General features: G+C 72.2%; 2 protein-coding genes. One reads left to right on the top strand and one right to left on the bottom strand.

The features are described 5' to 3' along the window. Positions 1-1409: FtsK/SpoIIIE domain-containing protein (locus E1298_RS46645; RefSeq protein ID WP_165975999.1), on the bottom strand; the 1409-nt coding region annotated here is incomplete at its 3' end. Between the two features lie 6 nt (positions 1410-1415). Between E1298_RS46645 and E1298_RS49135 the strand changes: the two genes are divergently transcribed. Further along, positions 1416-1770 (top strand): hypothetical protein (locus E1298_RS49135; protein WP_207945282.1); only part of this gene is annotated, 355 nt, incomplete at its 3' end.

The raw sequence follows: 1770 nt of genomic DNA, 5'->3' as shown, positions 1-1770 counted from the left end.
GAGGGAGGGCGGGCGCGGCGATCGCCCGAGAGGGCGAGGCGGGCGCGCTGATCGCCCGGGAAGGGGAGGCGCGCACGGCCCATCACGTCCTGGCACACGGCGGGCTCCAGGGGGCTCGCGGCGATCCGCCAGTTGAGCAGCGGCAGGAAGCGCGCCCAGATCGTGGTCCTCTCGACAATGGTCGACGAGATCAGCAGGTGGATTCCGAGGGACTCGCCCTGCTGCGCCAGCGCGAGGAGCGCCTCGGCCGCCTCGGGCCTGCTCGCCGGGAACGTCAGCGACACGTCGGCCACCATGAGCAGGAGCCAGGGCGGCGGCGCAGGAAGGCGCCGGGCGCCGGCCCGGACGTCGATCTCGTGCCGCACGAATGCGAGGAAGCGCTGAAGCTCCTCCGGCCGTCCGAGGAGTTCCTCGTAGGCGTGCCGGCGATGGGGGAGTTCCACGGCGTCGCCAAGCGGGTGCTCGCCCATGCCGGCGAAGACGATGCCGAGTTCCGCCGGGGGGTAGGCCGCGGCGAGCGCTCGGACGATGCCGCGCACCACGTCCTGGCGTGCGCCGGTCTCACCCACGACGAGTCCGTGCGGTCCCCCGGCGGCAGAGGCGAGCGGGTCCAGCCTGACGGCCCTGCCCTCGGCGTCGTACCCGATGATGACGCCCGCCGATGTGGGCTGGGGAGGTTCATCTGGAGGCTGGGGAGGTTCATCTGGAGGCTCGGGAAGTGCGGCCGGTCCACTGGGCCATGGCAGTCTGCGCGCGCGCAGACCGCGCTCACGCATCCTCTCCACGAGCGGGTCGCTCTCTTCGAGGGGTATGTGCGCGCAGACCAGACGCTTCGGCATCTGGTGCACGTGCTCAAGGTGGGCGTAACGCTGCGCCGGGTGGCCGAAGTCGACCCGCCACCTCGCGAAGGAGAGGAGCGGCGCGGGCAGGTCCGCCTCCGACGATGAGCAGAAGACGAACCGGATGCCGGTGTCCGGTGCCGTTCCGCAGAGCTGGACGACGGCCTCCAGCATGTCCGGCCTGGAATGCAGGAGCGGCCCCGCGCTGTCGAGCACCACGATCAGCGCGGGAAGCGGACCGAACGACAGATCCCCCCCGGCTTGGTACTCGTCCCAGGTCCGTGCGCCGACCCGGGCAATGATCGCCGCTCGGCGCCGTCGCTCGTCGTCGAGCGCCTGCAGAAGCCCGCCGATGAGCGACATGTGCAGCGACATGTTGTGGGCGGCGGCGACGTGGGGCAGGTTGCCCAGGCCGACGAACGATGCTCCACCGGAGCCGACGAACGCGAAGGCGACGTCATTGGGCGAATGGTTGAGGGCCAGGCTCAACGCGATCGTCCGCACCAGCTGATTGCGGGCGGCGCGGGGGCCGATAATGGTTCCGAGCGTCTTGTTCACGGCGCCGCGCACGTCGCCGTGTCCGACCCGTCCCTGCCGGTGATGCGCCTCATCCAGCACCGCATCCTCGGCGGCTCCGGCCCGGGACAGCTCGCCGAGGTCCTGCTGAGCGGCCTGCTGCGCCCGTCCGGCGGCGTCCGCTACGCGTTCGTCCCCGGCGCCCGCGAGGCCCTGCTCGACACGCTCCCGCGTCCCGAGGCCCAGCACACCCGCCACGTCCTCGAAGCGGTCTCCGCCGAGATCGAACGCCGCGCCGGCACGACCGCCGACACCTTCCGCGCCCTCCTGCCCGCCCAGGACGGCCCCGTCCGCCTCATCGCCGACACCGACCACTTCGCCCTGGTCACCCCCGAAACCCGCACCACCCTCACCC

This window comes from Actinomadura rubrisoli (assembly GCF_004349215.1).
Lineage (GTDB): Bacteria > Actinomycetota > Actinomycetes > Streptosporangiales > Streptosporangiaceae > Spirillospora > Spirillospora rubrisoli.
This window is presented reverse-complemented; position numbering and strand designations above follow the sequence as displayed.